The sequence below is a fragment of the Streptomyces sp. NPDC090445 genome (genome assembly GCF_044769385.1).
Classification (GTDB): Bacteria; Actinomycetota; Actinomycetes; order Streptomycetales; family Streptomycetaceae; genus Streptomyces.
In genome coordinates this window covers 179,103-206,006 of the sequence record NZ_JBIVXV010000013.1, presented here as the reverse complement: position 1 = coordinate 206,006, position 26,904 = coordinate 179,103, and the positions used below count along the sequence as shown (strand labels likewise).

General features: G+C 69.3%; 21 protein-coding genes and 3 pseudogenes. 15 read left to right on the top strand and 9 right to left on the bottom strand.

Going from position 1 to position 26,904, the window contains the following annotated elements; all coding sequences use genetic code 11:
* Positions 1-662: 662 nt before the first annotated feature.
* The 6 genes from ACIQUT_RS24180 (at position 663) to ACIQUT_RS24155 (ending at position 10,079) form a co-directional block, all read left to right on the top strand.
* Positions 663-1,223: a hypothetical protein gene (locus tag ACIQUT_RS24180; RefSeq protein WP_403565539.1), complete on the top strand. Its 561-nt coding sequence runs from the start codon at positions 663-665 to the stop codon at positions 1,221-1,223.
* Entirely contained in the window at positions 1,220-3,919 is a 2,700-nt protein-coding gene (locus tag ACIQUT_RS24175; protein ID WP_403565538.1) for a Helicase associated domain protein, read from the top strand. Before ACIQUT_RS24180 ends, ACIQUT_RS24175 begins: the two co-directional genes overlap by 4 nt.
* Before the next feature lie 716 nt (positions 3,920-4,635).
* A complete protein-coding gene (locus ACIQUT_RS24170) occupies positions 4,636-6,030 on the top strand; it encodes a DNA-binding protein (protein ID WP_403565537.1) in 1,395 nt (464 codons plus the stop codon).
* 108 nt (positions 6,031-6,138) lie between these two features.
* Positions 6,139-6,942, top strand: a complete 804-nt coding sequence (locus ACIQUT_RS24165) for a TnsA-like heteromeric transposase endonuclease subunit (protein ID WP_403565536.1) — start codon at positions 6,139-6,141, stop codon at positions 6,940-6,942.
* Entirely contained in the window at positions 6,939-8,969 is a 2,031-nt protein-coding gene (locus ACIQUT_RS24160; protein ID WP_403565535.1) for a Mu transposase C-terminal domain-containing protein, read from the top strand. The genes ACIQUT_RS24165 and ACIQUT_RS24160 overlap by 4 nt, the downstream gene beginning before the upstream one ends.
* A 141-nt stretch (positions 8,970-9,110) precedes the next feature.
* The gene (locus ACIQUT_RS24155) at positions 9,111-10,079 is read left to right on the top strand and encodes a TniB family NTP-binding protein (protein ID WP_403565553.1); all 969 of its coding nucleotides are present in this window, start codon (positions 9,111-9,113) and stop codon (positions 10,077-10,079) included.
* Between the two features lie 1,001 nt (positions 10,080-11,080).
* On the opposite strand, the gene ACIQUT_RS24150 is transcribed toward ACIQUT_RS24155, so the two are convergent.
* From ACIQUT_RS24150 to ACIQUT_RS24140, 3 genes are all read right to left on the bottom strand, one after another.
* The gene (locus tag ACIQUT_RS24150) at positions 11,081-11,290 is read right to left on the bottom strand and encodes a hypothetical protein (protein ID WP_403565533.1); all 210 of its coding nucleotides are present in this window, start codon (positions 11,288-11,290) and stop codon (positions 11,081-11,083) included.
* 334 nt (positions 11,291-11,624) lie between these two features.
* A complete protein-coding gene (locus ACIQUT_RS24145; RefSeq protein ID WP_403565532.1) occupies positions 11,625-12,518 on the bottom strand; it encodes an AraC family transcriptional regulator N-terminal domain-containing protein in 894 nt (297 codons plus the stop codon).
* 335 nt (positions 12,519-12,853) lie between these two features.
* On the bottom strand, positions 12,854-13,399 hold the full coding sequence (locus ACIQUT_RS24140) for a YbhB/YbcL family Raf kinase inhibitor-like protein (protein ID WP_403565530.1): 546 nt from the start codon (positions 13,397-13,399) through the stop codon (positions 12,854-12,856).
* Positions 13,400-13,523: 124 nt separating this feature from the next.
* Here ACIQUT_RS24140 and ACIQUT_RS24135 point away from each other — a divergent pair, with 124 nt between their 5' ends.
* From ACIQUT_RS24135 to ACIQUT_RS24100, 8 genes and pseudogenes are all read left to right on the top strand, one after another.
* Positions 13,524-13,955: a hypothetical protein gene (locus tag ACIQUT_RS24135; RefSeq protein WP_403565529.1), complete on the top strand. Its 432-nt coding sequence runs from the start codon at positions 13,524-13,526 to the stop codon at positions 13,953-13,955.
* A gap of 70 nt (positions 13,956-14,025) precedes the next feature.
* Positions 14,026-14,457, top strand: coding sequence for a DNA-binding protein (locus ACIQUT_RS24130; RefSeq protein ID WP_403565526.1), 432 nt, complete (start codon positions 14,026-14,028; stop codon positions 14,455-14,457).
* Between the two features lie 98 nt (positions 14,458-14,555).
* Complete coding sequence (locus ACIQUT_RS24125) at positions 14,556-15,005, top strand: hypothetical protein (protein ID WP_403565524.1); 450 nt, start codon at positions 14,556-14,558, stop codon at positions 15,003-15,005.
* Between the two features lie 202 nt (positions 15,006-15,207).
* Positions 15,208-15,366 (top strand): DUF6959 family protein, encoded by a 159-nt coding sequence (locus ACIQUT_RS24120; RefSeq protein WP_403565522.1) that lies wholly within the window; start codon positions 15,208-15,210, stop codon positions 15,364-15,366.
* Positions 15,320-15,487: a DUF6959 family protein gene (locus ACIQUT_RS24115; protein WP_403565520.1), complete on the top strand. Its 168-nt coding sequence runs from the start codon at positions 15,320-15,322 to the stop codon at positions 15,485-15,487. The genes ACIQUT_RS24120 and ACIQUT_RS24115 overlap by 47 nt, the downstream gene beginning before the upstream one ends.
* A 41-nt stretch (positions 15,488-15,528) precedes the next feature.
* Positions 15,529-16,245 (top strand): annotated as a pseudogene (locus ACIQUT_RS24110) (ISL3 family transposase); the annotation flags it as partial.
* A 20-nt stretch (positions 16,246-16,265) separates the two neighbouring features.
* Positions 16,266-17,117, top strand: coding sequence for a transposase (locus ACIQUT_RS24105; protein WP_403565518.1), 852 nt, complete (start codon positions 16,266-16,268; stop codon positions 17,115-17,117).
* Positions 17,118-17,926: 809 nt separating this feature from the next.
* Positions 17,927-18,945 (top strand): annotated as a pseudogene (locus ACIQUT_RS24100) (IS5 family transposase).
* 262 nt (positions 18,946-19,207) lie between these two features.
* Here the strand turns inward: ACIQUT_RS24100 and ACIQUT_RS24095 are convergent.
* Complete coding sequence (locus ACIQUT_RS24095; RefSeq protein WP_403565516.1) at positions 19,208-20,152, bottom strand: S8 family serine peptidase; 945 nt, start codon at positions 20,150-20,152, stop codon at positions 19,208-19,210.
* Between the two features lie 764 nt (positions 20,153-20,916).
* Here ACIQUT_RS24095 and ACIQUT_RS24090 point away from each other — a divergent pair.
* Positions 20,917-22,392, top strand: a complete 1,476-nt coding sequence (locus ACIQUT_RS24090; RefSeq protein WP_403565551.1) for an NF041680 family putative transposase — start codon at positions 20,917-20,919, stop codon at positions 22,390-22,392.
* Positions 22,393-22,400: 8 nt separating this feature from the next.
* Here ACIQUT_RS24090 and ACIQUT_RS24085 read toward each other — a convergent pair whose 3' ends face one another.
* The 5 genes and pseudogenes from ACIQUT_RS24085 to ACIQUT_RS24065 form a co-directional block, all read right to left on the bottom strand.
* A complete protein-coding gene (locus ACIQUT_RS24085) occupies positions 22,401-22,907 on the bottom strand; it encodes a hypothetical protein (protein ID WP_403565515.1) in 507 nt (168 codons plus the stop codon).
* Positions 22,908-23,111: 204 nt separating this feature from the next.
* Positions 23,112-23,819, bottom strand: a complete 708-nt coding sequence (locus tag ACIQUT_RS24080; protein WP_403565513.1) for an SDR family oxidoreductase — start codon at positions 23,817-23,819, stop codon at positions 23,112-23,114.
* Between the two features lie 318 nt (positions 23,820-24,137).
* Positions 24,138-24,949, bottom strand: a pseudogene (locus ACIQUT_RS24075) (IS5 family transposase); the annotation flags it as partial.
* Positions 24,950-25,005: 56 nt separating this feature from the next.
* Positions 25,006-25,434 carry a RacP protein gene (locus ACIQUT_RS24070; protein ID WP_403565511.1) on the bottom strand — a complete coding sequence of 143 codons (429 nt, stop codon included), beginning with the start codon at positions 25,432-25,434 and terminating at the stop codon, positions 25,006-25,008.
* 3 nt (positions 25,435-25,437) lie between these two features.
* A complete protein-coding gene (locus tag ACIQUT_RS24065) occupies positions 25,438-26,556 on the bottom strand; it encodes a DUF6192 family protein (protein WP_403565510.1) in 1,119 nt (372 codons plus the stop codon).
* Between the last annotated feature and the right edge of the window lie 348 nt (positions 26,557-26,904).

Sequence of the window (26,904 nt, the reverse complement as noted above, 5' to 3'; positions counted from 1 at the left end):
TCCTTCGCTTCGCTTCGGACGATCGGGGTTCCGCTTCGCTCCACCCCGATGGCCCCGCTTCGCGGGCCTTTGGGACTCCCGTGCTGCGCACTGGAGGTGACCCTGTTTCACGGGTTCTGGGCCTGCGGCCCGTTGGGCGTCCGCTTCGCTCCCGCCCTTTCAGTCCTTCCGGCTTCGCCTCCAGGACAACAGCCCGCTCCGCGGGCGGCTGGCAGGAACTGCGGCCAGTCGGTCTATCAGGCGGTAGGCGATGTCGTGACCGTAGTAGTCGGCCAGGTCGACCGCACTCATGTGTCCGGGAGGTTGCGGTATCGGGTCGGCCCCGTAGGCCAGCAGGATCACTGTGAGCCGACTGTCGATCGGAGTCCCTGACTGGAGTGCCGAGTCCCCCTCCAAGTCGATGGCGTGCTCCAGCAGAGTCATCCCGCAGCACACTTCGTTGACGTCTGCGCCTTCGTCGAGGAGGCGGGTCAGCTCGACGTGGTCGCTGGACTCGACCGCTTGGTGGGCGGGCGTTCAAGGATTCTCGATCATCCGGTTCTCCTTCCTCTCCACTACCGATGGGTCGGTCATGTGCACGAACTCCGACCCTAGCATGATGCAGCATGTACCATTGGAGAAATAACACCACACCTTCCAAGAGCATCGAGTGAGGTTCGCGGATGCCTGTCTACGAATATCTTCCCCACGAATTAGCTCGCCTCGACGTGCTGAGAAAAGCGACGGGCCTGGATCTGAACCAGGTCATGGAGCACGTACGTCTCGCGCGGGAACGCGAGGCCCGCGCGAGCACAGGGCCACAGGAACCGAAGAGCCTGAGCGAACTGCACATCGCCTCCCTCCAACACAACCAATGGCGGCGCATCGCCCACGTCATGACCGAGCTGCAAATGCCCGTGTACGAGCCCGGCGAGGACCCGCGCGCGGGCCGCTATGAGGAACAGCGGCTACGGCGCCTTGAAGAAGACCGGGCGCACGACGGGAAGCCTGACGGTCAGGCGCTCATCGAGCTGCTCAGACACCGGGTCTACCGCATTACAGGCCGACCCCTCGACGAGCACGCACCAGGCGGTGCCGGCTTCGTCGTCCACCTGATGGCCAGCTCGCTCAGCGAGGCAGCCCACCGAGCCTGGAAGGCCTACGGGCGACCTGAAGGCACCCACCGGACGAGCCACATCACCTCCGTCGAACAAGTCCTACCCGAACCAGGAGAACTGTTTTGATCCCACTCCGAGAGCACCAGGTGGATCAGAAATCGAGCTTCCGGAAATGGGTAGGATTTCCTGCAAGATCATCCGTGCCCCCGCAAGGCGCCCGCGCCACGCTCGTGTCCGCGACCGGATCAGGAAAGACGATCACAGCCGCCGCGTGCGCGCTGGAGTGTTTCCCAGGCGGCCGGATCCTGGTCACGGTGCCGACCCTGGACCTGCTCGCGCAGACCGCCGGAGCGTGGCGTCTGGTGGGCCACCGGGCCCCCATGGTCGCGGTGTGCTCGCTGGAGAACGACCCGGTACTCAACGAGCTCGGGGTACGCACGACCACCAACCCGATCCAGCTCGCCCTGTGGGCCAGGTCCGGGCCAGTGGTCGTGCTCGCCACATACGCCTCCCTCGTGGACCGCGAGGACATCGACGCACCCGAGGGCCAGCAGAAGGTCCGCGGGCCCCTGGAGGCCGCCCTGGCGGGCGGGGAACGGCTCTACGGACAGCAGATGGCGGGCTTCGACCTCGCCATCGTCGACGAGGCCCACGGCACCGCCGGCGACCTCGGGCGGCCCTGGGCGGCGATCCACGACAACACTCGCATCCCCGCCGACTTCCGGCTCTACCTCACCGCGACCCCGCGCATCCTCGCCGCGGCCCGGCCGCAGAAGGGCGCCGACGGCCAGGAGCCGGAGATCGCAAGCATGGCCGACGACCCGGACAGCACCTACGGGGCCTGGCTGGCCGAGCTGGGGCTGTCCGAGGCGATCGAGCGGGGGATCCTCGCCGGATTCGAGATCGACGTACTCGAGATCCGTGACCCCTCCCCCGTCCTCGGGGAGTCCGAGGAGGCGCAGCGGGGCCGACGCCTGGCGCTGCTGCAGGCCGCGCTCCTGGAGCACGCCGCGGCGTACAACCTGCGCACCGTCATGACCTTCCACCAGAAAGTCGAAGAAGCCGCCGCGTTCGCGGACAAGCTGCCCGAGACGGCCGCCGAGCTGTACCTCAACGACGCCAGCGACGCCGACCTGGCCGCCGCGGACAAGCTGCCGAAGTCCTCGATCGACGCCGAGTTCTACGAACTGGAGGCCGGCCGCCACGTACCCCCGGACCGCGTCTGGTCCGCATGGCTGTGCGGCGACCACCTCGTCACCGAGCGCCGCGAAGTCCTCCACCAGTTCGCCAACGGCATCGACGCCACCGGCCACCGCGTACACCGCGCCTTCCTCGCCTCCGTCCGCGTCCTCGGCGAAGGCGTCGACATCACCGGCGAGCGCGGCGTCGAAGCGATCTGCTTCGCCGACACCCGCGGCTCCCAGGTCGAGATCGTCCAGAACATCGGCCGCGCGCTCCGACTCAACAAGGATGGCTCCACGAAGATCGCCCGGATCATCGTGCCCATCTTCCTGGAGCCCGGCGAGGACCCGACCGACATGGTCGCCAGCGCCAGCTTCCGCCCCCTTGTAGCGGTCCTCCAGGGCCTGCGCAGTCACGACGACCGCCTCGTCGAGCAGCTCGCCTCCCGCGCCCTGACGAGCGGCAAGCGCAAGGTCCACCTCCGGCGCGACGAGGACGGACGGATCGTCGGGGCCGGCGCGGAGGGCGAGGACCAGGAGAACGACACCGACGCCGCCGCGGAGTCCGCACTGCTGCACTTCTCCAGCCCCCGCGACGCCGCCACCATCGCCGCATTCCTGCGCACCCGCGTCTACCGGCCCGAGTCGCTGGTGTGGCTGGAGGGCTACCAGGCTCTGCTGCGGTGGCGGGCGGAGAACGGGGTCGCCGGCCTGTACGCCGTCCCGTACGACGTCGAGGTCGAAGTCGGCGTCACCAAGGCGTTCCCCCTCGGCCGGTGGGTGCACCAGCAGCGCAAGGCCCTGCGCACCGGAGAGCTCGAGGAACGACGCAAGACCCTGCTCGACGCCCCCGAGGCCGGGATGGTGTGGGAGCCCGGCGAGGAAGCCTGGGAGAACAAGCTCGCCGCGCTCCGCTCCTACCGGCGGGCCACCGGGCACCTCGCGCCCCGGCAGGACACGGTGTGGGGCGAGGACGACGAGATGGCGCCCATCGGCCAGTACATGGCCAACCTCCGGCGCACCGGCACCAAGAACGGACTCGGAAAGGACCCGGACCGAGCCACCGCACGCGCGGCCCAGCTGACAGAAATCGACCCGGACTGGGACTGCCCATGGCCACTCGACTGGCAACGGCACTACCGCGTCCTGGCAGACCTGGTCGACGCCGACGGCCAGCTGCCCGACATCGCCCCCGGCGTGCTCATGGACGGCGACGACATCGGCCGGTGGCTCCAGCAACAGAAGCAGCCGACCACCTGGGCGCGACTCCTGCACGAACAGCAGGCACGGCTGACCGCACTGGGCGTGGAACCCGCCCAGGCGCCGCCTCCGGCCCCAGCGGCCAGGCGTACAGCGAAGGGGCCGAGCAAGGCGCAGCAGGCGTTCCAGCGGGGCCTGACAGCCCTCACCCAGTGGGTCGAACGGGAAGGCGCCCACCGGCCCGTGCCGAGGGGGCACAGCGAACAGGTCGCGGTCGACGGCGAGGCAGAGCCGGTGGTCGTGAAGCTGGGCGTATGGGTCTCCAACACGAAATCCAGGAGGGACCGGCTGGACACCGACCAGCTCGCCGCCCTCGCGCAGCTCGGCGTCGACTGGGCGAAGCCGGTTACGATCCCGCAGGCCGCTCCGAACAGCCTCTGACCGCCTTCTGCGCCATGACCCGGACCCGGGCCTCTTGACGGCCCGGGGTCCGGTCACCGCCGTGATTCGGTCGAGGTTCGCAGGTCAGGGCTGCAACGCGGACTCTGCTGCACCCCCGGTGTTGCGCGCTGTGCGGCCCTCCGCGTCTGTGGGGAACAGAGTTCACTGCGAGGCGAAGGGCGCTGGACCAAGCCCAGCAACGCCGACTTCAGTGTGGCCGCTTGTCGCCATGAACTCGCTCTCACGCCCATCGGGCAGGCGGAGCACTCCCGGGTCCGCGTCGAAGAGGTCAACGCGGCTTCCCAGATCTGACAGTGTGATGCTGCCGGCCCAGGTGCTGTCCCGGTCCGATTCCCGGTTGTCGCTCCGGCGCGGGTCGTAACGCAGAACAAGGGACGCTGTGACCGCGACTTCACGGCCGTCAGGCATGACCACGACAGCAGGGCCCGCATAGCGCTGACGGCCATCGCCCGGGCGGAAGAGCCCACGAGGATCCATGCCGGGAGGCTAGCGCGTAGCACGTGGACCTCCTAGCCCCCGGGATTCAGAGGTCGGGCAGCTGGGATAGCTGCGCCCTGCGGGGCGTACGGATCGATGGCTCACGTGCGTGCCGAATGGCTCTCCACAGCCGTCCCGCGCGGATTCGGTTGTTTGATTCGCTGGGCATCCGTTGCGAAGGCGCCCGCCGAGGTCGGCGAACACGAGACTGTGGACCCGTGACCCACCACCCTGGCCTCCTGCGGACCGCTCCCCTGCAGGAAGAGACGACCTCGTCGCTGATCTGCCGCATCGCGAGCCGCTCCGGGATGGAAGCGAAGGTGTTGCGCGCCTGTTGGAAGTGGCGCAACTACCCGCCTGGGCACGAGAGCGGGCGCGCGCGGGCTGACGCCGAGGTGCTGCTGAACGCAGCCGGACGCCAGCTCCTGGCATGCATATGCGGCGTGGAGGAGGACGTGCTGGCGCGGGCGTTGCCGTCCTGGGGAAAGGGTGACGCACGGCTGCGCGCGGAAAATGATGATCCGGTGGGGCTGTGGCGGACCGGTGGTGCGGTGGCCGGTCCGGTGGCGTTCGGCTGCCGGCTGTGCACGGCCCGGCGTACGGGGGCGGCCGTGCGGATGGTGCGGTATGCGCCGCTGTGGGAGCGGGTATGCGGGCGGCATGGGCGGTGGCTGCTGGACGCGGACGCCGACCAGCCGCTGGAGCATCTCGATCTGCGGGGCCTGCCGGAGGTGGTGGCGGCGCAGCGGCGGTGGGCGGGGGTGGCGCGGCGGGCGGTGCGGGCCGGGGCCGGGCCGGAGCGGGTGTTCGCGCTGGCGCAGGCGGTGGTGGCCCCATGGTGGGAGCAGGCCCTGCAGTGGGAGCGGGAGAAGATCTGGCCGCGGCGCCTGCACCAGGTTGCGGGCGGTGACGCCGGTGGCGATTTGGAGCGGTCGCGGATCGTGGGGCGGGACGCGGTCGTCTTCCCGGAGGTGGTGGCAGTGGCCGACACACTGCTGGATCCGGGCATGGCCGAGCTGGTGTGGGTGGACAGCGGTGCCGGGCGGCCGCGGGCGCTGCCCGCCGACGGAATGTTCTGCCGCCGGCTCGGGGAGCGGCTGGGCCGAGGATGGCTGGGGCCGTTGGCCGCGGCGGACCACGGCGGGCCGCTCATCGCATGGATGGGCAGTGTCATCCGCCTTCGCCGCGGCGCCGGCGGGCCGCCCGGGTACGACAACGACCCGTGGTGGCTGCGGCAGGAACACCAGGCCGCAACCATGGCCGGCCAGCTGCGGGTCCTGGGCAAGGAGAAGAAGGCGCCCGGTTCGGGAACGATGTGGCGGGCGGCGGTACCCGCCGAGCAGCGTCGGCTCATCACCAGCGCTATCGACAGCGCCGAAGAGCAACTGCTGCAGCTGCACGGGGTGCAGACCGGCCCGACCTCCGACGTCGCCCGACGGCTGCTGCGCGGGCTCGGTCACAGTGCCGGCCTGATCGAGAACGCTTGGAAACGGACAGCAGTGGCGGCGGTGAACGGCGGGGTGCCTCTGGAAGAGGTGGCCCGGTGGGTGGACATGCCCGTCAAGGTGCTCCGGGAGATGCTGACCGCGGGCGGGCAGGAAGACGACAGCTGAGAGCGCTGCGCCGAGGGGCGGGTCGGCTGTTAGCTGATACGGCACTCGTTCGTGGCAGGAATACTGAAAACGGCGGTACGCGCTGGCGGGAGCGGCTTGCTGGCGCGGGTGACCAGCACAGAAGCAGCCCGGCGCCGGGCGTGGCGAGCGGGCGTAAACCAGGGCAGCGGGTTCGAGGCGGTGTTCCTCGACCCGGTGGGGCAGGCGGTGCAGCAGCGGTGGGCGGATGCCGCCATGACCGTGGCGTTCGAAGACCTGCCGCCGGTGTCGGCGTTCCCCGCCGTCCCGGGGCGCCGCTGGGGGCCGGGCCTGTGGTGGTCGGCGACCACCGGGCGCCACGTGGCCGCGGGGTCGAACGCGATGCGCGTCCAGCTGATGGTCCTGGACCGCGACCCCAACGTGACGGGATTGGCGGGACGGCCGGTACGGCTGCTGTGGCGTGATCCCCGCGGGCAGGTGCGTTCTTGGGTGCCGCAGCTCTTCGCCCGCCGTGTCAACGGCACCGCGCTGCTCGCCGACTGCCCCGGCCACCCGGACGCGGGCGGCGAACGCGCGAGGAAGGCCGCCGAGGCGGTGGCACAGGCGTGCGCGGACATCGGCTGGAACTACCGGCGCCTCCCACCGCTCGACGACATCCTGGCCGCCAACCTGAAATGGGTGGCCGGCTACCGCCACCCCCGCAACGCCGGCCATCCCGGCCTGATGCCCGCGGTTGTGGAGGCGTTCGCGCGGCCGCGGCCGCTGATCGAGGGCGCCGAAGCTGTCGGTGACCCGATCGAGGTTCTTCCCGTCGTCTTCCACGCCCTGTGGCATGGACAGCTGAAGACGGACCTGGAGGCGCCGCTGCACGAGTACGTCCTGGTCGGCCCAAGTGACTGGAGCGGTCTGGGCAAGACGGGAGGTGCCAAGTGAGCGCGCGGCGCAATGCGCGGCTGGCGGTGAAGGTGGGGGCGCATGTCCGCTTCCGCGGCGTGAAGTGGCAGGTGGTCGCCCTGTCCGGGCAGGGGATCCACCTCGTCGGCCCGGACGGCGATGGTGAGGCCGTGCTCGCCGGGTACCTGTTCGCCGACCCCGGCTTCAGCATCATCGGGGCCGAGGTGCCGCAGGCGGCCCCGCAGTGGGGGCGGTTCGAAACCGCCTCCGCCACGGCGCGCGAGAAGGCCCTTGCCTGGCAGCGGCACGTCAGGGAAGTCGAATGCGGCCTTGCCGACGGGCCCGGCAGCGAAGGGGTCGTGCGGGAGCAGTACAACCCTGAGCGGCACACGCTGGCCGAGCGGGAACAGGCCAAGGCCGAGGAGCTGACCGCGCTCGGCGGCCGCGTCTCGCGCACCACGGTGCAGCGCATGCGACTTGCCTACCGCAAGCAAGGCCTGTGGGGGCTACTCGACCACCGCACCACCCGCGCCTCCAGCCCCACCGGGCGGGCCGACGAGCGGGTCGTCGCCGCCGTCCGCGAGGCGCTGCGCCGTCGGCGCGGGCGCTCCAAGGGCACCATCAACGGCCTGTTCCCGCTGATCACGCAGATCCTTGAGGACCACCACGGCCCCGGGACGGTGCCGGCGCCGTCCCAGGCCACGCTGTACCGGCTGGTCACCTCCCTCGCCCGCCCCGGCGAGCTGCCCGCCGGGCCCGTCCGGCAGGTGCCCGCCAGTTTCGAAGGGCGGGCCTTCACCCCCGCCACGGCGCTGCGGCCCGGCGAGCAGGTCCAAATCGACACCACCCGCCTGGACGTCCTCGCCCTCTTCGACGACGGCCGCCTCGCACGGCCCGAACTCACCATCGCCGTCGACGTCGCCACCCGCGCCATCCTCGCCGCCGTGCTGTGCCCCAGCGCGACCAAGGCCGTCGACGCGGCCCTGCTGCTCGCCGAGATGGCCGTCCCCCACCCCGCTCGCCCCGCCTGGCCGGACATCGTGCGCATGGACCATGCCCGCGCGCTCCCCCACCAGCGGCTGACCGCCCTGGACGAGCGCTTGGCCGGTGCGGCGGCCCGGCCGGTCGTCCTGCCCGAGACGATCGTCGTCGACCGGGGCAAGGTCTTCGTCTCCCGCGCATTCACCGCCGCCTGCGAAACCCTCGGCATCAGCCTCCAGCCCGCTCCACCCCACGCCCCCACCGCCAAATGCATCGTCGAGCGCGCCTTCGGCACCATCAACGCCCTGTTCTGCCAGCACCTGCCCGGCTACACCGGATCCGACGTCACCCGACGCGGACCCGACATCGAGAAAGACACCTGCTACAGCGTCGCCCAGCTGCAGGACCTCCTGGACGAATGGCTGGTGCATTACCACCACCGGCCCCATGAGGGACTGCGTCACCCGATGATGCCCCGCAAAGCGCTCACGCCGAACCAGATGTGGGCCGCCCTCGTCGCCGTCGCCGGACACGTCCCCGTCCCGTTGACCGGACGCGACTACCTCGAACTGCTGCCCGTGCGCCGGCAGGCCATCACCGCCTCCGGCATCCGCATCCACCACCGCACCTACGACGCGGATTTCCTCGCCCCCTATCGTGGCCAGCCCTCCCCGGTCACCGGTCGAGGCGGGAAGTGGGAGATCCACTACAACCCTCACGATGTGCGCCAGATCTGGGTCCGGCTGCCCGACGGCGCACTCACCGAGATCCCGTGGATCCACCGCGACCACGTCCACCAGCCGTTCAACGACCACACCCTGGCAGCACATCAGAACCCTCGCCCTCCACGCCAACCACGGCGACGCCGAACAGTACGAAGCCGACCTCGCCGACGCCCTCGACCAGCTCATGCGCCGCGTCCACACCGGCCACGCCACCAAAACCGAACAGGCCCTCCTGGCCCGCACCGCCCACGTCCCGCTCCCCACAGCCCGCCATTCGGACCACGACACCGAAGCACCCGCCGACAGCCCGGCGCAGCAGGACGAGGACGACAGCATCGACGACCTCGACGACCTGCCTGACGACGACTTCAGCGCCGCCCCGGCGGCCGGATTCGGGCTCTACGACGCCTACGAGGAAGCCGCCAAATGGTAAACGTGGGCCCGCAGAGCGCGAGCAGCGCAGCAGCTGCCGACAACGGCGCGGACGAGCCGTCCTGGCCCCTGACCACCTGGCAGGGCTGGCACCGCTTCGCCACCACCGACCCCGTCACCCCACCCCAGCCCGGCGACCCGCCCCGCAGTACGGAGGACCGCCTGGCCTACCACTCCGCGTTCGTCACCATCCGCACCCCCGCCATCAGCACCCTCGCCACCCAGGTCCGCACCCTGATGGTCCTCGGCCGCCACCAGCAGACAACCGCACGGCCCTCCCTGATCGTCACCGGACCCGCCGCAGCCGGCAAAACCACCGCCCTCCTTCACGTCGGCCGCACCTGCCACCTCGCCCACACCCGCAAGAACCCCACCCCGCCCGGATCAGCCCACGCCGCAGTACCGGTCGCGTACGTCCTCGTCCCGCCCGGCGCCACCGCGAAAACCCTCATCACCGAGTTCGCCCGCTACCTCGGCATCCCCGTCACCACCCGCATGACCCAAACCCAGATCACCGACGCCGTCTGCCACACCTACACCGCCGCGGGTGTCCAACTCGTCCTCATCGACGAGATCCACCGTCTCAACCCCCGCACCACCACCGGCGCACAGACCGCCGACCTGATCAAAGACCTCACCGAACGCCTGCCCGCCACCTTCGTCTACGCCGGCATCAACGTCACCGACACACCCCTCTTCACCGGCGTGAGAGGCGCCCAGCTCGCCGGACGCGCCACACTCGTCGATTGCGGCCCCCTCCCCGCCCGCCACGGGCAAAGCGAACCATTTCGCGATGTCATCACCGACATCGAAAACGCCCTCAACCTCGAACACCACAAACGCGGCACGCTCCCCCGGCACGCCTCCTACCTCCACCAGCGCACCGCCGGCCGTATCGGAAGCCTCACAAGACTCATCCGCCAAGCTGCCATCACCGCCATCTGCGACGGCACCGAAAGAATCACCAAGGCTGCCCTCGACGCGGTACAACTCGACCACCTCGCCGAAACCCACCACCGCCCCACCCGCGGCCGCTAAACCCACCCATCAGACAGCAAAAGCAGCCCTGACCAGCACAAACACCGACCGGGCCATTACACGCTAGAACTACCTACAACGAACCCATCCGCCATCAACACACAATGCATAACCCCAGCTCACACACCCCGACCATCCCGATCGAACCGCCAACTCCACCTCTCAGCGAACCAGCAACACCCCAGACCAGCCACCACCCCGTACACCAACAAACCCCCCTCCGAGCGTCAGCACACCCCCGCCACACTCCCCCTTGACCAGCACAGCTCAACGCCCCGAGAGCCAGTGAGCACCCCTGCCACCAGCCGATACACAATCAACAACACCTACCGGCTGGGCAGCACGGCACCCTGGCCGCCCCGCGGCACGCCACCTCACTCGACAAGCCGGTCGGGCAGTGGCTGACCAACGTCCCCAGGCCCTGCGGACTCAGCAAAGACCCCGTCCCCGCCAAGCGGCGGGCCGACGCCCTCGCCACGATCGATCCGGACCGGAACCCGGGCGCGCTCGGGTGGACGGTGGACCGGCAACGCCAATACGCGGACCTGCGGGCCCTCCTGGCAGACAGTGCGCGCCGGCGAACGCCGTGCCAGGGGTGACTCGGCACGGGAACACGTCAGCCGGCAGCCGGCAGCCGGCAGCCGGCAGCCGGCCACCCAACGCCGCAACTTCCACCGGCTCAACAAGAAGCAGCAGGCCCGGCTCGGCAAGCTGGGCGTCACCCCGGCGCGGGTCGTACAGGCCCGCACGACCGTCGCGAGGGCGGGGGCGGTGCCCCGCCCCGTCCGGGCGAGGCGCGGAAGCATTCCACAAAGACCTCCACGCCCTCTCCCAGTACCAGGAAGCGGGAAGGCCGCGGCCTACCCGGACGAGCCCACATCGGACACCTCTCCGACGGCACCGAACACCGCACCGGGATCTGGATCACCAACCAGAAACAACGCCGCAACCGACTCCACCCCGGGCGGCTTGAAGCGCTCGCCGAACTCGGCATCGAGGGCTCAGTAGTTACGTGAGCGGGGGCTCTCGGCCTCGCAGGTCCACAGAGCAGCCTGGGCCGCCACCGAGTAGGTGGCGGCCCCGCTGGGGGTCTTCAGGGCGGTTCCCCGGGTGACCGGGTGCGGTTCGAGAACCGGGCCCATACAGTGGATGGGTTGCCGGGCGCCCTGGTGCCCTTGGCCGACGAGCACGGTCAGGGCAGCGCGATGCACCTGCCGACGCTGATGGTGTCGCCCGGATTCGAGGTGGTCGGCGCGGTGTCCGCCCGGCGGATGCCGCCGAGACTGCTTGACGGGTCGGCCCCCGCCGAGGCTGAGCGGGCCTTGTGGTGGCACCGGCATGAGCGAGGTCCCCACCGGTCTGCCGCCGGATGCCTCGGCGGGGGCGATGCCGAAGCCGGAATACGACCCGGCAGCACGGACGCTGACCGCCGCGCGCCGGCGGCCTGCGCCCGAGCCACCCGCGTGGCTGGCCGAGCGGAGCATCCGTGCAGGCAGGCTCAGGGCGGTCCCACCGCGCGGCGGGCAGCAGCCCGGCCGTCCGCCTTCAGGCCGTCGCGGCCGCAACGTGATCGGTACGGGTCCGCATGCGTGCCGCGTCTGCGCGCGGCGGCGCGCCGAACTGCCGTTTGTACTCCCGGCTGAACTGCGAGGGGCTGTCGTATCCCACGCTGGAGGCGACGCCGGTCACGTCGTGCGGGCCGCGGGCCAGCAGCAGCCGCGCCGCCTGCAGCCGGATCTGCTTCTGGAACTGGATCGGACTCATCGCCGTGACCGCCTGGAAGTTGCGGTGGAACGCAGAGACGCTCATCCCGGAGGACCGGGCCAGGTCTTCGACGCGGAATGCCTCGGCGTAGTTGTCGCGGATCCAGCCCACCGCCCGGGTGATGTGGGTCAGGCCGCTGTCCGCCAGGCCGAGCTGCCGGACGGCTTCGCCCTGCTCCCCCGTCATCAGCCGCCACAGGATCTCCCGCTTGGCCAAAGGCACCAGTACCCGGCGGTCGCGCGGGCGGTCCAGCAGGCGCAGCAGCCGCACGATCGCGCCGACCAGCTCTGCCGGTGCGTCGCTGACCACGATCCCGGGCCGGGCCGACCGGGTCGAAGGCGGCAGGTCGCCCGGCCCCGCCTGCAGCATCAGCTCCGCGATGACGGCAGGCTCCAGCGTCATGCCGAAACCCAGTTCGGGTCCCTGCGCGATGCGTCCGACCACCGGCAGGTCGGCCGAGGCGACCAGGTACTGGCCGACGCCGTATTCGTACACCCTGTCTCCGAGCGCGAGCCGCTTGGCCCCCTGCGCGATGACCGCGACCACCACGCCGGACATCGCGTACTCCGGCCCGGCGCCCGGTTCGGCCCGGCAGATCCGGACGCCGTCGATGGCCGTGCTCAGATCAGGCCGCGCATGGCGGCCCAGCAGGTCGCGGAGCTCGTCGAGAGACATACCCCCATCTCACCACGAGACCGGCAGGAACCCCCCGCGTGGAGCAGGATCGTGCAAGAACCCGCCGAGATCGGACGAATCACCGCGCCCAGCCGGGGGAAAGGGGGGCGGGGGGCGGGGACGGGGACGGGGACGGGGACGGGGACGGGGGACGGGGGACGGGGGGCGGGGGGCGGGGGGCGGGGACGGGGGACGGGGACGGGGGACGGGGACGGGGGGCGGGGGGCGGGGGACGGGGGGCGGGGGGCGGGGGACGGGGGGCGGGGGGCGGGGGACGGGGGGCGGGGGGCGGGGGACGGGGGGCGGGGGGCGGGGGGCGGGGCAGCCGGGGACGGCTACGCCCCGGTGCCCCGCTCCTCATAGAGGGCTATCAGCCGACCGCGGGCGACGGCATGGAACCGCAGGTGGAATCCCACCAGGGCCGGCGTCGCGTCCGCATCCGGGCCCAGCTTCTCCCGGTCGACGGCATACACCGTGAACACGTACCGGTGCGGGCCGTCCCCTTCCGGAGGCGCGGCCCCGCCGAAGCCGCTGCTGCCGTAGTCGTTCCGCACCTGCACGGCACCCGCAGGCAATCCATCGAAGCCCCCGGTTCCGGCCCCCGCCGGCAGCTCGGCGACATCCGCCGGGATGTCGAAGACCGTCCAGTGCCAAAACCCACTGCCGGTCGGCGCGTCCGGGTCGTAGCACGTGACCGCGTAGCTGCCGGTGCCCTCCGGTCCCGCCGACCAGCCGATCTGCGGCGAGGAGTTGCCCTTCGCGTAGACATGGCCGTCCGGGAGGGCCCCACCGTCGGTCAGGTCCGTGCTGCTCACCCACAACTCGGGCACCGGCGGGTGGAAATCGTGCGGGAGCGGACGCCGTTGCACCTGATCACTCAACTTCCTGGTCCTTCTTCGTGTCCACAAGGGGTGCCGCCCGGGGCCCGGGGGCACATCCCCATCGGAACACGAATCCAGCAGGACACAGCAGCCGCCGGGAGAATCACGCAAGAACACGCGCCCTTTGCCCAACCCGACGCCCGGTACCGCATCGAGGACACGCCACCGAACACCGACCGCAACACCGCGCTTCCGCAGCAACTCCGGAGCAACCCGGGCGGATGAACTCCGCCGGCAGATCGCGCACTTCACCGCCGCCCTCACCGAGACCGAAGCCCGCCTCGCGGACCCCGCCACCACCCGCAAGATCATCACCGAACTCGCACCTACCGGGACCGAACCCGATCCGCCCGAGTCGAGCACCGCCTACCAGGCCATCGTGGACGCCTTCAACCAGCACCCCGACCAGGCCTTCCGGGCTCGCGAACTGCACGAACTCCTCGACATGCCCACAGACGAAGCATCCGTCGACATCACCCGCAACCGCCTCGGACGCCTCACCCGCCAAGGCTTCCTCACCCAACCCGGACGAGGCCGCTACCAGAAACGGACTTAACGTCCACTTAATGCTCGGTCACCCGATCTCGGCCGACGCTCGCGCGGAGATGGAGCGATGTGCTCGCCCGGTGACCGTCGACGATCTCGTCGCGATCGCCTATGTGCTCGACACGACCCCCGCGGTGCTGCCGTCGCACATCCCCATCGACATGCCGGAACCCGAGGGGCCCTTTGCTACCGGGCTTCCGAGCGATGTCGACCAGAACGAGCTCCGTGCCTGGATCGAGGGGAAGACCACGCTCGAGCGCCAGTCACGGGTGAACTGGTGGAACGAGCGACTCGCCCGTCTCCGGGTCCGCGCAGCACACCACGAAGAGCAGCTGCAGGGTGCATACGCAGAACTGCGCGAGCTCGGCGACCCGGCAGTCCAAGAAGCCGACGCCCCGCCCGTGCAACGTCTGCAGTGGCGCATCCAGGACGGCGAACACGCGCTCAATCAGTCCGAGGTCGCGCTAGCGCTGACTGAGCATCGGCTCGGCAACCTCCGAGAAGGCGCCTGACAGGCGGTCCCGGTCAGCCAAAGTCGCCTATCCATAGGATATTTTGACTGGTCTTCTACATCAAACCGACTATCCAGGACGAACGAAGGGAGAACCCCATGAGCATCACCAGGACCGCACGTAGGACGCGGGCCAAGATCACCGTGTCCATCGCGGCCCTGGCCGCGGGCTCACTCATACTCACCGCCTGCAGCGGAAGCAGCGCCAGCGCCAGCAAGCTCGACGGTACCTACTACGTCAAGGACGTCAACGGTACGTCCGACCTCGGCCAGCTGGTCGTCAAGGGCAACGGCGTCTCGCATCATGAGTACAGCTGCGACGGCGTCTACGAGGAGCCGGACGTGACCAGCACCGGCGAGTTCAACAAGGATCAGTCCCAGATCATCTGGACGGTCGCCGGAGAGGACAGCCGCAACAAGCGGACCGGCAGCGAGCCCATCTCAACCAGCAACACCTCGATCAGCATCAGCGGTAGCGCGTACGTACGTGACAACTCCGATGCTGGCAAGGCTCTGCTGGACGGCTTCAAGGCCAAGTGCAGGAAGTAACGTCGACGTCCATCTCAGCCGGCCAAGCAGCACAGAACCCCGTGGGCATCGCGTCCACGGGGTTTGGTTTTCCCGCGGCTGGTCAAGTCTGACGCCTACTCCTGAAGCTGCTGCGCTGATGAGGATCCTGAAATCGGCTGTGACCGCGCTTCCGTGATGACTACGGTTGGATGAGGTCCGGCGACTGTTGTTGGATAGGCTGATGGAGATCATTGAGGCTGAGCTGTTTACGGATCCAGGCAACGACGCGGTTGTCCGTCTGCCCCCGCGGCATTTCCCGGGCGTGCTGATCCAGGGGGGACTCTCTGTCGATCATGCGCGACGACGTTGCCGAGATCGTGGAAGCCTGTGCCCAGGGTGACGTCGAAGACGCGCACGAAACCGCCACCATCCTCCTGGCCAACTTCGACGAACTGCTGGCCCGCTACGAGAGCGCGTTGGAGTCTCACGACATCAAGCGGTCCTACGGACCGCCCGCGTAGGGCTGGCATGCCGGATCGTTTCGTCGCGGCACAACTTCTGTATGGGATTGTGTGAGCTGTCGGACGTCCTGTTTCCGGGAATCGCGTTGCGGATCGAGCGGGTGCATGTCGCTGGCCGCACCCTCTTTGTGGACGCGGTCGGTAGTGGACCGCCTGGTCGTTGTCCAGACTGCGGCCAAGGCGCACGGCGGGTTCACAGCAGGTACTGGCGGCGGCTGGCCGATCAGCCTGCAGGCGGCCGAGAGATGCTCGTCCGACTACGGGTACGGCGGTTCCTCTGCGAAGTGCCGATGTGTCGCCGGCGGACCTTCGTTGAGCAGGTCGAAGGTTTCACCAGGTCACACAGTCAGTCGTCGGTGGCCATGCATGACCTTGTCCGTTTCGTGGCCGTGGAGCTTGGGGGCCGCCCGGGAGAACGTCTCTGCCGAAAGCTGGCGTTGTCCGGCCGCCGGACATCGCTCATCCGTCTGCTGTCGGCGCCGGTGGTGCCGGCACGGGCTCCGCGGGTCCTGGGAGTGGATGACTTCGCCTTCCGGCGCGGCCACACCTACGGAACGGTGCTCGTGGACGTGGAACATGGCAAGCCGTTCGATGTTCTGCCCGACCGGAGCTCCGAGACCTTCCTTGCATGGCTGGAAACTCATCCCGGAGCGGAGGTCATCTGCCGCGACCGGGCCACTGGCTACACCCGCGCGCTAAAGCAGGCCGCCACCGGGGCCATCGAGGTGGCCGACCGATGGCACCTGCTGCAGAACCTGTCCGTTGTGGTGGAGAAGACGTGTCACCAGCACCGCTCCTGCCTGCGGAACATGCCCAGGAACGAGCTCAACCTGACGCCCCGGTCCCTGACACCTGGGTGCCGGATCGGGAGCCCGTTCTCCCGAAGACCGCCATCGTCCAACGGACCGTTCACCGACACGCCGACATCCTCGATCTGGTCGAAAAAGAGTGGACGATCAGCGCGATCGCTCGCCGCTTGGGCATGGACCGCAAGACAGTACGGCACTTCCGGGACACCGATCTCGCCGTACTCATCGAATCCGCCCGGCATCGTCGAACGGGGCTTCTCACGCCCTTCCACTCCTACTTGCAAGCGCGCTTCCACAACGGCTGCACGGACGCCGGCCGGCTCTTCCGGGAGGTCCGTGAGCGTGGATTCGGGGGCACGGTTCAGACGGTCCGCCGATACGTTGCGACACTTCGGGACGGCACTGCGAGACCCGCGCCAGCGCCGATTCCGAGCCCCCGCGCGATCACGTCCTGGATCATGCGGCGGCGTGAGTCGTCGAGTGAAGACGACGAGGTCCGGCTCGGTGAGGTCTGCCGGGCCTGTCCCGACATCGCTCGCGCCCACAAGGTCGCGCAGCAGTTCACCGCCCTGGTCCGCGATCGCACGGGTCATCTGCTGCTTGACTGGATCAGCGATGTGGAGCGTGACGCACCTCAGCCGATCCGCGGGTTCGCCCGGTTCATGAAGTTCGATATCGACGCCGTCACCGCAGGCCTGACCCTGCAGTACAGCTCTGGCGTCGTAGAGGGCCACGTCAACCGCATCAAGACGATCAAGCGGCAAATGTACGGCCGGGCCTCCTTCCACGTGCTGAGAGCCCGCATCCTCATCCAGCCGTAGTCATCACGGAAGCGCGGTCACAGCCGTTTTCAACAATCGCCATCAGCTCTTGGCCACCGCCACCTTCAGGGCGAGTTCCGGCAGCAAGGTCAGCGGCTTCCACCCGCGGCGCCTGCTGCTGCTCGGCCAGGGCCACGACCTCCAGAGACAGGTTCGCCGGCAGGGACCTCGGTCGGCCGCAGCCTTCCTGGCAACTCCGTGCATCCGCCCCGTACACGGAGGTACACCGTGTTCAGGCCCGTGCTGGCCGACACCGGAGCACGGCGAAGGTCACCCCACCCAGCACGCAGAACCCGCCATACCCGTCCACCGCGCGTTGCCCGGCCGCCGGGCGGCCGGGCGTGTCCGTGACGGCGACCCGCCCGTACCCCCACCGCACCCCGGACTCGGCACCCGCGCCGCCCACAACCACCACGGCCCCACCCGCACACCCGGCGGCCGACGGGTTCGGAGTGGATCTGGCGGAGGGAGGCGAGGGCGTGCCACATGTCCCCCGGGGCGCTGGGCACGGGCCCGGCGTGGTTCTGCTTGGTTCGTCTCATGGCTCCGGTGTACGGCCGACGAGGAGGCGACGGCCGGCTCCGGGCCTCCGCGTCCCGGACGGTGACGCCACGACCTCGGAAACCATCCCGCCACGCGATCCGGACGCTGGGCAAGCCCTCCGTGCCGAGGGCCTTCCCGTGACCGATCGGCGGGCCGGCCGTGACCGATCCGTCTCCCGCAATCGGTCAAACTGGCTTTGTTGGTGAGTTTCAAGAACGTCTGATGCTCAGCTGGCCGGACCCGAAGCCTGCCCGGGGGAGGAGAACGTGGCCCGGCACCGCTGCTATCCCTCGGACACCTTCGATGACGAGTGGGCGCTGATCGAGCCGCTGCTGCCGACCCCGGCCTGCGAGACCAGGGCCGGTGGGCGGCCGGAGAAGCACCCGCGGCGGGAGATCGTGGACGCGATTCGGTACGTCGTGGACACCGGATACAAGTGGCGGGCCCTGCCAAAGGACTTTCCGCCCTGGCGGACCTGCTACGGGTTCATGGCCCGCTGGGCCGCAGCCGGTATCGTCGGGCAGATCCGCGACCAGCTCCGCAAACGCGTCCGCCGCGACATGGGCCGGGCCCCGGGCGCGGTCGCCACCGTCATCGACTCGCAGTCCGTGAAGGCCGCGGACACCGTCGGCAGGGACTCGCGCGGCTACGACGCGGCGAAGAAGATCAACGGCCGCAAGCGGCACATGGTCGTGGACACCAAGGGCCTGCCGCTGCTCGTCATGGTCACCCCGGCTGACATGACCGACCGCAACGCCGCCAAAGAAGTCCTGTTCCGGCTCCGCCTCATGCACCCGGAAATCACAATCGTCTGGGCCGATTCGGCCTATGCCGGACAGCTCGTGGACTGGGCGAAGAAGTACCTGAGCCTCACGGTGAGGACAGTCAGTCGGCCCAAGGACGCGCAGGGCTTCGTCGTCCTGCCCCGCCGTTGGGTGGTCGAGAGGTCGATCGCCTGGGTCATGCACGCCCGCCGGCACGCCCGCGACTACAAACGGCTCATCCAGCACTCCGAGTCGCTGATCACCTGGGCCGCGATCACCCTCATGACCAGGCGCATCACCCGCCGCCAGTCCCGCCGGGCCGGATAGCCGCCGACCTCCGGCGAAGTCCAACGGGACTGATCGTTCCGGCGGTCACCACGGCGACCCTGGCGGGAAGGCTGCGCGGAACAGGACTCGCACTCACAGCGAGCACCTCGCCGCGTGGCCGACCCACCGTCGTGGATCAAGCAAGCCCGCTGCCACCGAAGAGATTACGAAACGACTCGTCCAGCACAACGTAACCCTCGTCACCTGGGCCGCCATCACCATCATGACCCGCTGCATCACGCAGAGAAGGAAGAGTCCAGCCCGGCTGTCTCTCACCTCCTGCCTCGCATCGCCGCCGTGCTCGGTGCCAAACCCTGATCAGCCCCATCGGCCATTTCCGTGGACTCTCCACAGGAGGCGGATGCATGGTGACCTGGCAGAGACGGCAAAGCACACGGCTCACCGGTGGTCAGTACCACCTGACCACCGCCGCTTCGCTGCCGTCCCGAGCCGCGGTCAGGGCCGCAGGCCGAAGACTCCGCGGGGGCTGCCGACACCGGTGGGGCCGTCGTAGCCGCGGACCGCCCGACACAGGTAGGTGTTGCTCGGGCACGGGCCGGCAACGCCGCGGTCGATGTCCCAGAAGTTCAGGCGGTGGGCGTAGGGGTAGGAGTTGGGGCGGTCGGTCGGGCCGGGGGTGCCGGCCAGGGCGTACATGGAGGCGATCAGCGGCGAGGAGGCGCTGGTGCCGCCGGTCACCGCCCACCCGGGGGCACCTCCGAAGGTGTTGTAGGAGGCCACGCCGGTGGCCGGGTCGGCGACCGCGGAGACATCGGCGGAGGTGCGGCGCGGGCAGAGGGGGTCGTTCTGGAAGGCTGGTTTCGGCTGTACCTGGGAGCAGCCGGAGCCGGAGCCCTGCCACGCGGATTCGTACCATCCCAGGCGTAGCAGCTGCGGGCCGGGGACGGGGAGGAAGTTGCGCCGGAGCGAGGTGCCGCCCGCCGCGGTGACGTATTGGGAGGCGGCCGGCCAGTGGACGACGCCGCCGACGTCGCCGGAGCCTCCGACGAAGGCGATGCCGGGGTGGTTGAAGTAGATCTGGTCGAGGACCGGCTGGACGTTGTTCTCGCCGTTAGCGTCGACCCAGCTCATGGAGATGTACTTCGCGCCCTGGGTACGTGCCTGGGCCACTGCGGTGAGCAGATTGCCGAACGTGTCGTCGTTGGCCTCGACGAGCAGGATCTTGCAGGCGGGGCAGGCTGCGCTGACCATGTCGATGTCCAGGGCGGTTTCCGAAGCCCAGCCCGGGTCGGTGAGCGCAGGCGGTGTCGTGCCGCCGTTCTGGTTGATCTTGCGGAAGCAGCCGTTGGCGGTGGTGCACGGCGGCAGGCCGAACGTGCTGCGGTAGACCGCGAGGTCGCTCTCCGCATTGGGGTTGTCGAACGCCACGACGATCGCCACGGTCTGCCCCTGACCGGCGAACCGGGGCAGTCGGTAGGCGCTGCGGAGGTCGGCTGGGCCATATCCCTGCGGAACGCTGCCGGGAGACAGAGATGCCACCGCGGGGAGGTCGGTTCGGATCAAGGCCAGGCAGGTTGCCTTGTCCGGACCTGGTGCGGGATTGCAGGCGCGTCTGGTCGTCACCGTCCCCGCGCCCCCACTGTTCCCTCCCTCCGCCGGTGAACCCGCGATCGGCCCCGGCCGCCCCTCTGTATCCGCTGTCCGGGCATGTGCGGTGGACGGTACGAAGGCCATGCCCGCCACCAAGGGCAAAGCTCCCAGCAGGAACGCCGCAATGCGTGCAGCCCGCATGATGCTCCTTCATTCGCAGACGAACCGCCAGGGCACACTCGCTGTCGGACACACGAGAGCCCTGCAGATTAGACCGACATCATCGGCAGCACACCAACGGCTCACCCGCGAACAACACCCGTCACGGCACCCGATGCCGTACCGGACTCACCGCTACGGCCCACTTCACCACCAGACCCAAACACCCGGAATGAGGCCACAGCCACCACCGCCACAGACAGCTACGGTGTTCAACCCACGCCGCCTGAACTGTCATGCCCGGCTCACAAACAGCCTCTCAACTTGTCATTTATGGTCCGGCGTCGAACGCGGCTCGAACTTGTTCGGCGTTTTCGCAGTTCAGCGGACGAGAAGGCGGCCTTCGTCTGATCCTGTGCTCCGTCACAGAGTGGATCAGCGCGAAGGCCGTGGTCGTGAGTTTGGTGCATCAGGGCGTCCTGCGGGATGCGTTCGCGGAAGTGTCACACTTCCGGTCGGAGCTGTACGCGTGTCTGACCACGCGGGGCGACGCGTTGTTCGAGTTGTGCGACGCGCTGCTGTGCACTGACGGGCCAGTGCGGACGCTGGTTGATCTCGCGCTCGCGCCCGAACACCGCCGTGGTCACGGGGCTCTGTACGGCGGGCTCAACCAGGGCCGGGTCGATGTCGCCCGGCTGCGGCGGGCCCTGGCCGGGGTGCCGTTGCCGAGGGCGGCGGACGGCCGGCTTGTGCTCGCGGTGGATGTCTCACCGTGGCTACGGCCGGACGCCAACACGTCTGCTGACCGGTCCTTTTGCCATACCTTCGGCCGGGGCGAGGGCAAGCATCAGATGGTGCCCGGCTGGCCGTACTCGGTGGTGGCAGCGCTTGAGACCGGCCGAACGTCCTGGACGGCGGTGCTGGACGTGGTGCGCCTTCAGCCCGGCGTCGACGTCGCCAAGGTGACCACGGTGCAGATCCGCGAGGTCGTCGAGCGGCTGGTTGCCGCAGGCCAGTGGCGGCCGGGTGACCCGGAGATCCTGGTCGTGCTGGACGCCGGATACGACGCCCCGCGCATCGCCCACCTGCTGGACGGGCTGCCCGTCGAGGTCCTCGGACGGCTCCGTTCAGACCGGGTGATGCGCCGTCCGACCCCCTCCCGCGAAGAGTTCCACCTGACCAACCCCAAGGGCGGCCGGCCGCCCAAGCACGGCGGCGAGTTCGTCTTCGGCGACCCCACCACCTGGGGCACCGAGCAGGCCGTGACCGTCACGGACACCCGGCTCTACGGAAAGGCGGCCGCGCGGGCGTGGGACCGGCTGCACCCGCGGCTGACCCGCCGGGCCGCATGGCTCGACCATGACGGGCCGCTGCCCGTCATCGAGGGCACCGTCATCCGCCTGGCCGTGGAGAAGCTTCCCAGCGGCGGGGTCAACAAGCCGGTATGGCTGTGGTGGTCGGGCACCGGCGCCACCGCCGCGGACGTCGACCGCTGCTGGCAGTCCTTCCTCCGCCGCTTCGACATCGAGCACACATTCCGTCTGTTCAAACAGACCCTCGGCTGGACCAAGCCCCGGCTCCGCAGCTCTGAAGCAGCCGACCGGTGGACCTGGCTGGTGGTCGCCGCCTACGCCCAGCTCCGCCTCGCGCGCCCGCTGGCCACCGACCTCCGCAGGCCCTGGGAGAAGCCGGCCGAGCCGAACAGACTGACACCCGCCCGCGTCCGCAGAGGGTTCAGGAACCTCCGCACGAGGACGGGGTCCCCAGCCGCTGCACCCAAACCTTCCCTGCCCGGACCAGGCAGACCGCTCGGCTCGAAGAACCGCCGCACGGCCACCCGCCACGACGTGGGCAGGGTCCTCGCCACCGGCGAGGCATACACCCGCCCCGCCCACCACAAGGTCGGCACCAAACCTCGCCGAACTGGCTGAGGACAAGGTCAGATGAGCAGCAGTGAGGCGTGGATGCGAGCGATGGCCCGTAGCACTTCGTCGCGGTTCTTGGCCTGCTGCATCCATACGGGCAGGCGGGCCACCACGGTCATCTTCCGGCCGTGGTCGTGCCAGGGAATCCCTTCACGCAGCGGTGCCTGCACGAACCGCCTGATCAAGTCCAGGTGCTCCAGGTTGTAGGCCCATACCCACCCGTGCCGGGTCTCGGTCTGCAGCCAGAGACGCACACCGAAGTACGGGTCTGTGGCCGGCGCATGCCGGTCCCGGTGCAAGGCCACACCGCCACGGCTCCAGTCCTTCGCCATCCCACAGCTCCGACAAACGAGCCGCCTCCGGGCGAAGAGGCCCTCGTCGTGAACCCCCGACGGGTCCGGTGCCGTACCGACGTGCGCGACCTTTCCGCAGCCGGGACAACGTACGAGAACCGACGTGAGGAAGTCGTACGTCGTGCTCCGGGGGTCCCGGAACCGGTGGTGCGTGGAGATCGAACTCATTGGACCAGTATGCGAGCCACGCGCCCAAGGCTCCGACGGGTTAAATCTCAAGATGAGTGCCTGTTTTCAATCCTGAGTTGCACATTTGCCCAGCTCAAGATTCGAACGGTGCTGGTTCGGGTGCTTCCCGCAGGCGCTGCGAGCGTGCTCGTTAGAGTCCTGCCGGCAGAGCCGGTTCAGCCCGGTGAGCCGAGTAGGGACCGCCTACCAGGCCAAAGGTTCGCCTTCCCGGAAGAAGCCGCCGGTAGGGCCGGAATCGGGCAGGGTGACAGCCCAGACGACACTGGCGGCGCCCTGCTCGACGGGTCCGCCGCCGGGGCCGCCCATGTCGGTGGCGATCCAACCCGGACAGACGGCATTGACCAGGATCCGCTCGGCAAGCAGTTCGTCAGCGAGCTTGCGGGTGAGGGCGTTGAGGGCCGCTTTCGAGACTCCATAGGCGGGGGTTCCGCCGGACATGTGCTCCAGGGAGCCGGACTCGCTGGAGACGTTCACCAGGCGGGGGTGGGGTGATCGGCGCAGCAGCGGCAGGAACGCCTGCGCGGTTCGCCAGGCACCGAAGAGGTTGGTCTCCAGGGTGCGCCGGACCTCGTCGAGGTCGGCGAAGACAGCGCGCTGGGCGGTGTCGTAGTTGATGGCGGCGTTGTTGACGAGGACGTCGAGGCGCCCGAACTCTTCCTCTACGTTGCGGGCGAGGGTAATGACGTCGTCGGCGTCAGTCACGTCCAGTCGGTATGGCAGCAGCATGCCGGGCACTCCGGGGGCCAGGTCGGCGACGGCCTGTTCGGCGTCCTCCAGACGGCGGGCGCACAGCAAGACGGTATAGCCGAGCGCGGCGAGCTGACGCGCAGTCTCCCGGCCGATTCCCCGGTTGGCGCCCGTGACCAGCGATACTGGTGCAGCGGTGCTCATGTTCTCTCCCCTACGCGGACGATCTGGACCCCAGCAGCACGTTATGGCCTCATCCTGCGTACACAGATCAGGCCCGAGGCGCAGGCAGGCTGCGGCCTTGGACGTAGTCCTCACGGACCATCGCGGCTGGCGACCATCGACTTGGCACGCTGCAACCTGGGTTCAGCCGGAAGTCGCCGACAGGCTTCCGAGACGGTGGGAGAGTGGTGTTCAGGGCCGCCGATCCGGGCCCGGTGACCTCTTGGTGGCACTGCTGACCGTCAGTGCCGGGACGATCAGTCGCGTTGAGCCTCGCGGGAGGCCGGCTGTCCGCTCCTGCGGGAGCTTCGGCGGGTGATTCGCCTGGTCATCAGGGTGATCGCGGCCCAGGTGATGAGCGATTCCGAGTGCTGGACGAGCCGTTCGTAGTCGCGGGCGTGCCGACGGGCGTGCATGATCCAGGTGTGTGAGCGTTCGACGACCCAGCGTCGGGGCAGAACGACGAACCCGGAGGCGTCCTTCGGGCGGCTGACGGTCTTGATCGTCAGGTTCAGGTAGGTCTTCGCCCAGGTCACGAGCTGTCCGGCATAGGCGGAGTCGGCCCAGACGATGGTGATCTCGGGGTGCATCAGCCGCAGCCGGAACAGCACTTCCTTGGCCGCGTTGCGGTCGGTCATGTCGGCCGGGGTGACCATGACGAACAGCGGCAGTCCCTTGGTGTCCACGACCAGGTGCCGCTTGCGGCCGTTGATTCTCTTGCCGGCGTCGTAGCCTCGGGACTCGCGGCCGACCGTGTCGGCGGCCTTGATCGACTGGGAGTCGATGACGGTGGCGACCGCTCCGGGTGCCTTGCCCATCTCGCGGCGGATGCGTTTGCGGAGCTGGTCACGGATCTGTCCGATGACGCCGGCGGCCGCCCAGCGGGCCATGAACCCGTAACACGTGCGCCAGGGCGGGAAGTCCTTGGGCAGGGCCCGCCATTTGCATCCGGTGTCCACGATGTAGCGGATCGCGTCCACGATCTCCCGGCGAGGGTGCTTCTCGGGACGGCCGCCTTCCTTCGTTTCGCAGGCGGGTATCGGCAGCAGGGGCTCGATCAGGGCCCATTCGTCGTCCCAGGTGTCGGAGGGGTAGCAACGCCTGCGCGGCAACTTCCTTCCCCTCCAGGACAGGGTGGGGCCGGCTGCGAAGCGGCCGGCCCCACCGGTCAGGCATCGATGTAGTCGGAGATCACGTCGAGCGTGGACTCGACCGAGCTGAGCTGGGTGTTGAGGTGTTTGATCCACCGTCCCTTCGGCTGGAGGGCAGTGTGCGGGGCGACGACGCCGGTGATGAACCGGCGGATCTCGGTGAGTTTCTCCCGGATGACCGCGACCTCGTATGCCTGGAGCTCGGCCGGGTCCGAGCAGAACTTGTAGCCGTCCGCCCTGGTCCAGATCAGGGGCGGCCAGCCGCGTTCGGCGATGATGTCCCGCAGGCAGGCCAGACCCGCGCGGGCCTGGCTGGGCGACAGCTCGCTGGATCTGACCAGCTGGTGGAAGGTCAGACCGGCCGGATGGGCCTCGAAGAGCACGAACCGGACCGAATCGGCGTGTCGCTCGGCGGCGGCCGATCTGCGCTCGGAAGCGCGTGGCATCGCCTACTCACCTTGCAGCAGGCGGGCCAGTTCGCCGTCGACGTCGACCTTGCCGGTGTCGATGGCGGTCTCGATCCAGTCCAGCGTCGCCCGAACCCGGGCGATGTTCTCGTGGACGATGACGTGTTCGTCGTCACCGAGCTGGCGGTCGCGCATGCCCGGGACCACGCGGCCGGCCGCCGCGACGAACGCGTGGCAGGCGGTGACCAGGTCCAAGAACTCCACCGACCGGTCGATGTTGCGGATCGCGGGGGCGACGGGGCTGGTCTGCTCGAAGTGCTCGCGGGCCTGCCGGCCCCGCTCGACCTGGGCGTGGTTGACCTGGTGGCGGGCGGTGTCGTCCGACATCGCCCGGAAGGCGACGTCCGGCCTGCGCAGCAGGCCAGTGGTCACCTCGGCGGCTACGTGCTCGTCACGGGTCAGTTCCTCGACGACCTTCACCTTGTCCGCCTTGGCGACGCGGGCGACGACCGCGGGCCGACGCAGGAAGTCCGGGGCGACGGCCGCCGCGACCTTGTCCTCCCTGGTCAGTTCCTCCACCGCCCGGACCTTGTCTTCGTCCCTCACCTGGGCGACGACCGCCGGACGCCGCAGCAGGTCACCGGTGACGGTGGCGGCGACCTCCTCGTCCTGGGCGAGGGTGTGAATCGCGCTGACTTTCTCCTGCGGGGTGACGGGTTTGACGACTTTCCGGCCGACCCGCCGGTTCGCCTCGTCCGGCGTCCAGCGGGACTTCCCCTCCGGCGGGTTGAGGATGGTGGTGAACCGTTCCTCGTCGTCGGCGATGGACGCCAGGATCTGGTGGACCGTGAACGACACCCCTGCCACCCGCCGGTCCTTCGGCCACTTCGACGCGGTCCACCGGGCCTTGTCCACCGTCGCGTAGGACAAGCCGATGTCCTCGGCCAGGCGGAACAGCGATTCTTTGACCGTGAACAGCGCATCGCTGCGCTCCTGGCCGCCCGCTTCGCGCATCGGCTCGACTTCGAGCGCGTAGTCGCCGACCGTGAACTGGATCCGGCTGGCGGTCTCCACCAGTCTCCGCAGCTCGGCCACGATCTCCGCGTACCGGTTTGCGCTGACACAGCCGACCTTGTCGGCGTCGTTGATCTCTTCGGGCATGGTTCACCACCAACCCGCAGGCCGGGCACGGTATTTGGCCGTGACGGGACTCGGCCCGCTTCCTGGAACCGAGGGTCAGACCGAAAATCGGAAGATCACAATGAATGACCGAAAATAACCGACTCCTGACCGAAGATGCGATTCGGGTGCGTTCGCGTTGCGGTCACTGTGACCGTTCGCCGAACGATTCCTTTCGGGCCCGCCAGGCCCGCGTGACGCACCGCCGCGAGCAGTAGACCGCGTTCGAACGGCGGTCCACTCCCGCGACCCAAGCGGTCCCGCACTCGGGGCACTCGGCCCGGCCGACGCCATCCAGTTCCGCAGCCACTCGCTTGCGCAACCGCAGGT